The 6,182-nt window shown below is 59.7% G+C and carries 5 protein-coding genes; all 5 read left to right on the forward strand.

The features are described from left to right. Positions 1-428: 428 nt before the first annotated feature. The 5 genes from U9R25_15890 to U9R25_15910 all read left to right on the forward strand — a co-directional run bounded on the left by U9R25_15890 (position 429) and on the right by U9R25_15910 (position 5,948). Positions 429-1,736, forward strand: coding sequence for a MerR family transcriptional regulator (locus U9R25_15890; protein MEA3337380.1), 1,308 nt, complete (start codon positions 429-431; stop codon positions 1,734-1,736). A 200-nt stretch (positions 1,737-1,936) separates the two neighbouring features. Beyond that, positions 1,937-2,581, forward strand: coding sequence for a ThuA domain-containing protein (locus U9R25_15895; GenBank protein MEA3337381.1), 645 nt, complete (start codon positions 1,937-1,939; stop codon positions 2,579-2,581). A 37-nt stretch (positions 2,582-2,618) separates the two neighbouring features. Continuing rightward, entirely contained in the window at positions 2,619-4,088 is a 1,470-nt protein-coding gene (locus tag U9R25_15900) for a sulfatase (protein ID MEA3337382.1), read from the forward strand. Between the two features lie 14 nt (positions 4,089-4,102). Then, the gene (locus U9R25_15905) at positions 4,103-4,861 is read left to right on the forward strand and encodes a sugar phosphate isomerase/epimerase (protein MEA3337383.1); all 759 of its coding nucleotides are present in this window, start codon (positions 4,103-4,105) and stop codon (positions 4,859-4,861) included. Continuing rightward, positions 4,845-5,948 (forward strand): Gfo/Idh/MocA family oxidoreductase, encoded by a 1,104-nt coding sequence (locus U9R25_15910; GenBank protein MEA3337384.1) that lies wholly within the window; start codon positions 4,845-4,847, stop codon positions 5,946-5,948. Before U9R25_15905 ends, U9R25_15910 begins: the two co-directional genes overlap by 17 nt. Positions 5,949-6,182: the final 234 nt, after the last annotated feature.

Here is a 6,182-nt window from a genome sequence, read left to right on the forward strand (position 1 = left end):
CCGATAAACGCTGATCAATCAAAAAAAGGGATCAGCGATAAGCGAATCCGTTCCGGTAACCATGATCGCACAGGTGCCCGGCCAGGGTAAGTGGGACCCCTTACCTTCAAAAAAAGTTCACTTACGCGCCGGTGCTTGCATGGCCTTGTCGAAGCGATCAGGGAGGGAGAAACTCTCCGATTCATTGTCCAAAATCTTGACAAAACTATGACTGTGTGGTATCTTGTGGCTGGACTGCGGATTCAGGAAAAGAGCGAAAAACGAATGCGCGGTCAGGGGGACGACAACATTGCTCCGGCGCGTCTCTGGTGTCATGTACCTGGAGAGAACGCTCACCACAACGAAGCCTGGAGATCAGGATATGGGACAGCACCCATGCTTTCCTTGCCTGGTTTCCCCATCGCACGCGTTTTTGCAGGAGAGTAACGATGACTACGACGAGACAGGGGCCTTACTTCAACCTGAAGGCGGTTGTCCGGCAGACCGGTCTGAAGCCTGATACGCTCCGGGCATGGGAACGCCGCTACGGCCTTCCTGACCTCAAACGGAGTGACGGGGGGCATCGCCTATTCACGCAGCGGGATATCGAGACCATCAGGTGGTTGATGACACGCCAGAAAGAGGGCATGAGCATCAAACGCGCCGTGGATCTCTGGCGTCAAATCGAGGGAGATGGCCGTGATCCACTGGCGGCAGCCATGCCGATGGCAAGGTCGGTCCTGTCCCGCCCGCAGCCATCGGGGGGAACGATTACGGAGTTGCGGGCGCAGTGGGTGGACTCATGCTTAGGCTATGATGAAGGCCGCTGCGAAGAGATTCTCAATCAGGCTTTTGCCCTCTTTACGCCGGAAACGGTGGTCACTGAGTTGATGCAGGAGGGGGTGGCGCAAGTTGGCCAGGGGTGGTATCAAGGCAGGGTTACGGTTCAGCAAGAACATTTTTGCTCCGTGCTGGTAGCCAGGCGGCTGGAAGCGCTGGTATTGGCGACTGCGCCGCCTATCCGGCAGGGCCGAATTCTGGTCGCCTGTCCACCCGGGGAGCAGCATGTCATCGCCCCGTTGATTTTGACCTTCCTTCTGCGTCGCCGCGGTTGGGATGTGGTTACCCTGGGAGCCAATGTGCCTGTCGCCGGACTCGATTCGACCATCGACGCGATGAACCCTGATCTGTTGATCATGGCGGCGCAACAGTTGCACACGGCCGCTGCATTGGTAACGGTCGCCGCGGGGGTTCCGTTAGCTTATGGGGGATTGATCTTCAATCTGGCGCCCGAGCTGCGGGAGAGAATCCCCGGTCATTTCCTGGGGGAAGACTTCGAGGCCGCTTCCCGCCTGGTGGATTCGTTGATGACCGCTCCCAGGCCATTGCCTCAGGTCGAACAGGTGTCAGAGGCCTATGGCCAGGCGAGAGATCATTTCAAACAATTTCAGCCGATAATCGAGGCCAGTGTGATTCAGGCAATGGGCAAAGTGGATATGCCCTGTAGTCGCGCCGCACTGGCAAACAGAGAGTTGAGCCGTGGCATAGGGGCTGCACTTGCCCTGGGCGACATGGGATTGCTCGGTGCTGACATTGAGTGGATCAAGGGCCTCCTGGCAAACAGAAATGTGCCTGCGGAGGCGCTGTTTGCTTTTCTGGATGTCTATGACAGGGCCATCAGGGAGAACCTGGACGCCCGCGGCCAGCCGATTTCCGCGTGGCTTGGCGGGCTCCGGGAAGGCCAGGGAACTGGCTGATCGGCTGACCCCTGCCTGAACCGGGGGGTGGGTCAAAGCGCCATATTTCGAATCGCTGCTTCATGGCGTCTGTGATTGACGTCACGTGTCAGGCCGGATACAATGGGCAGGTTCGATCTGCAGTGACCCGCATCCGGCGGGGCCGGGTGGTGTTAGCGCCGGTATTAATCGCGAAGTTCTCACCAGGAGTCCGAGTTGCCATGAAATCAGCATTGATCGTGTGGGGTGGTTGGGAAGGCCATGAACCGGAACAATGTGCCCGGTTGTTTGGTCCGCTACTTCAGGAAAGGGGCTATCAGGTCGAAATGGCCGACACTCTTGATGTCTACCTTGCTGTGGAAAAGCTCCAGGAGGTGGATTTGATCGTGCAGGTCTGGACGATGGCAGAGATTTCGCCCGAACAGCTGCAGGGATTGTTGGCGGTTGTGGAAAGTGGCGTTGGTTTCGCCGGCTGGCACGGCGGGATCGGCGATTCCTTCCGCAACAGTCCCGACTATCAGTTCATGGTCGGTGGGCAGTGGGTGGCGCATCCGGGCAACATCATCGACTATACCGTTGACATCGTCAAGCCGGAGGACCCGATCGTGGCCGGCATCGACGGCTTCCAGATGCATTCGGAACAATACTATATGCATGTGGACCCTTCCAACGAGGTTGTGGCGACGACTACCTTTGGCGGAGGCTTTCTTCCCTGGATTGAAGGCACGGTGATGCCCGTGGTTTGGAAGCGCCGCTGGGGAGAGGGACGGGTGTTCTTCAGTTCCCTGGGCCATGTCGCTGCCGATTTCGAGGTGCCGGAAGCGCTCGAGATCACCCTGCGCGGCATGCTTTGGGCCAGCCGTTGAATGATGAGGCAGAGGACAGAGCGGAGGAAACGTCATTATGCGCATTCTTTACATTGATATCGACAGCCTGCGAGCGGACCATCTGGGCTGTTACGGATACCATCGCAACACCAGCCCCAATATCGACGCTGTGGCCAGGGATGGGGTGCGTTTCGAAAACTGCTACGCCACCGACGTGCCCTGCCTGCCCTCCCGCAGCGCACTGTGGAGTGGTCGCTTCGGCTACCATACCGGGGTGGTCGGCCATGGCGGTACGGCTGCACAGCCCTTCGTCGAGGGTCCTGCCCGGGGCTTTCGGGATGCCTTCGATGGGTCCTCGTGGATGCGGGCAATGCGGGATGCCGGCCTACGAACGGCGACTGTGAGTCCCTTCGGCGAACGTCATGCCGCCTGGCACTGGTATGCCGGTTTCAACGAGATTTTCAACACAGGCAAGGGGGGAAACGAAAGCGCGGACGATATCACGCCCGTTGCCCTGGATTGGCTGGAGCGCAATGCTCGGTCAGAGGACTGGTTTCTGCACGTCAACTATTGGGATCCCCACACGCCCTATCGCACGCCCCTGGATTTCGGCAACCCGTTCGAGGATGAACCTCTGGCCCCATGGCTGTGCGAGGAGATGCGGCAGCGTTGCTGGGATGGGTTTGGGCCGCACAGCGCCCAGGATCTACATGGCTACGGTGGCGAAACCGGGTGGCGTCGCTTTCCCCGCCTGCCGGAATCGCTGGACTCGATGGCCTCGGTCAGGCAGTGGATCGACGGCTACGACGCGGGAATCCGTTTTGCCGATGCCCATATAGGCCGGTTACTTGATGCCCTCGACGATGCCGGCGTTTTGCAAGAGACCGTCATTGTGGTCAGCGCCGATCATGGCGAAAACCAGGGAGAACTGAACGTTTGGGGGGATCACCACACGGCTGACCAGATCACGTGCAGGGTGCCCTTGATCGTGCGCTGGCCAGGCCTGGGCGAAGAGCTGCGGGTCGACCGGGCGCTGCACTATCACTTCGATTGGGCTGCCACGTTGATCGAGTTGGCCGGCGGCCAGGTGCCCGATAACTGGGATGGAGAGTCGTTCGCAGCGGCATTGGAAATGGGGAAGGAGGCTGGACGTCCCTATCTTGTGCTGAGCCAAAATGCCTGGGCCTGCCAGCGCAGCGTGCGTTTCGACGACTACCTCTGTTTGCGCACCTATCATGATGGCCTGAAGGAGCTGGATCCGGTCATGCTCTTCGATCTGTTGGCGGATCCCCACGAGCAGCAGAACCTGGCCTGCGAGCGACCTGAGCTGGTGGATCGGGCGATGGCCCTATTGGCTGAATGGCAACATGAGATGATGTTAACGAGCGACTACGCCATCGATCCGATGATGACGGTATTGAGGGAAGGAGGACCATTTCACACGCGCGGCATGTTACCTGAGTACGCCCGGCGCTTGCGGGCTACCGGGCGCGGCCATCATGCTGACAGACTGATGGCCATTCATCCCGATGAAATCGATCCATGAAAGGAATCGTACCAATGACTTTACCAATCGCACTGCAGACCTACACCGTTCGTGACCTGTTGGAGGATGACTTCGAGGGTGTCATGAGGCGGGTGGCCGGGATCGGCTACGCCGGTGTCGAAACGACCTTCACCATTCCCGGGACAACCCTGGCCAATGCGGCTGCAACCTTGCGGGACCTTGGTCTTGAGGTAGTCTCCGCCCACGTGCCCCTTCCGTTGGGCGACGACAAAAACGCTGTTCTTGACTATGTTGCCACTTTTGGGCTCGATCACATCGTTGCCATGAAAGGTCCCGAGGATTTCGAGAGCAGCGATACTATCAGGCGAGTCTGCGATCTCTTCAACGAGGCCCAGGCGGTATGTGCGGCCAACGGACTTGAGCTCTCCTATCACAACCATTGGTGGGAATTCCTGGATATCGAAGGGCGCAACGCCTTTGACATCTTTCTTGAATGCCTGTCGCCAGCGGTTAACATCGAACTGGACACCTATTGGGTGCAGGCCGCCGGCATTGATCCGGAATCGATCGTGCGACAGCTGGGTGACCGGGCGCCGTTGTTGCACATCAAGGACGGACCTGCCAAGCGGGATGTGCCCCAGTTGGCCGTGGGCGATGGCGTCCTCGACTGGGCGGGAATCATTGGTGCAGCGGATGAAGCGCAATGGCTGATCATCGAGCTGGATCACTGCGCGACAGATATGCTGACGGCGGTCGAGAAGAGCTTCGACTACCTGGTAGCCAAGGGTCTTGGGCATGGCAGCAAAGCTTAAAGTCGGTTTCGTTGGCGTTGGCGGGATATTTCCAGCCTACATTCGCGGCTGCCGCCAGTTCGATAGTCTCGATGTGGTTGCCTGCTCCGACCTCGATGTGGAGCGTGCCTCGAACAGGGCCGCCGAGTTCGGTATTCCATGGGCGGGCACAGTGGAAGATATGATCGCCCTTCCCGGCATTGATATCGTGGTCAATCTGACGGTGCCGCGGGCTCATACGGGCGTCAGTCTGGCAGCCATCGATGCCGGCAAACATGTGCATTCGGAGAAACCGCTGGCGGTAACCCGTGAAGATGGGCAGCGCATCGTGGAAGCCGCGTCGGCCAAGGGGGTTCTGGTGAGCTGCGCGCCGGATACCTTTCTGGGCGGTGGGCAACAAACCTGTCGCAAACTGATCGACGATGGTTGGATCGGCCGGCCGGTGGCGGCCGTTGCTTTCATGACCAGCCGGGGTCCCGAGTCCTGGCACTCCAATCCTGATTTCTTCTATCAGACGGGCGCGGGACCGTTGTTTGACATGGGGCCTTACTATCTGACGGCCCTGGTGAATCTGCTGGGACCGGTGGCGCGTGTCTCGGCTGCCACCGGAATCTCCTTTGCGGAGCGGGTGGCGACCAGCGAAACCCAGTTTGGCCGGCGCATTCCGGTGGAAGTTCCCACCCATGTGTCGGCCAATCTGGACTATGTTGCAGGGCCTATCGCGACCATGATTCAGAGCTGGGATGTGTGGGCCGCCAATCTGCCGCTCATTGAGGTCTACGGCTCGGAAGGCAGTCTGAGTGTGCCGGATCCCAACCAGTTTGGCGGCCAGGTGTTGGTTCGTCGTGCCGGCGCCGATGACTGGAGCGAGATTCCGTTAACCCATAGCGCGGAGGTGGGTCGCGGTATCGGCGTAGCGGAGCTTGCCAATGCTATCGCCTACGATCGCCCGCTGCGAACCGACGCGTCGCTGGCGTATCATGTGTTGGATACCATGATCGCGATCACCGAGTCCTCGGACGATAGCCGGCATGTCCAGATCGAGAGTTCGTGTGAAAGGCCTGCGCCCCTGCCGTTGGGTTTGCAGAAGGGGCGTCTCGATCAATGACTCTGTGGCGCGGGGAGGGTTTGGACCACGAAGGCGCGAAGGGTCGCGAAGGACGCGAAGCGCGAAGGGCGAGGGGACGCGGGGAGGGTTTGGACCACGAAGGCGCGAAGGGTCGCGAAGGCCGCGAAGCGCGAAGGGAACGAAGGACGCGAAGGGCGAGGGTTTGGACCACGAAGGCGCGAAGGGTCGCGAAGGACGCGAAGCGCGAAGGGAACGAAGGACGCGAAGAGCGAG

The sequence above is a fragment of the Chloroflexota bacterium genome (genome assembly GCA_034717495.1).
Classification (GTDB): Bacteria; Chloroflexota; Anaerolineae; order JAAEKA01; family JAAEKA01; genus JAYELL01.

Coding starts and splice junctions, on each gene's coding strand:
- U9R25_15905 (MEA3337383.1), top strand. CDS start 4,103: ATGACTTTACCAATCGCACTGCAGACCTACACCGTTCGTGACCTGTTG.
- U9R25_15895 (MEA3337381.1), top strand. CDS start 1,937: ATGAAATCAGCATTGATCGTGTGGGGTGGTTGGGAAGGCCATGAACCG.
- U9R25_15900 (MEA3337382.1), top strand. CDS start 2,619: ATGCGCATTCTTTACATTGATATCGACAGCCTGCGAGCGGACCATCTG.
- U9R25_15910 (MEA3337384.1), top strand. CDS start 4,845: ATGGCAGCAAAGCTTAAAGTCGGTTTCGTTGGCGTTGGCGGGATATTT.
- U9R25_15890 (MEA3337380.1), top strand. CDS start 429: ATGACTACGACGAGACAGGGGCCTTACTTCAACCTGAAGGCGGTTGTC.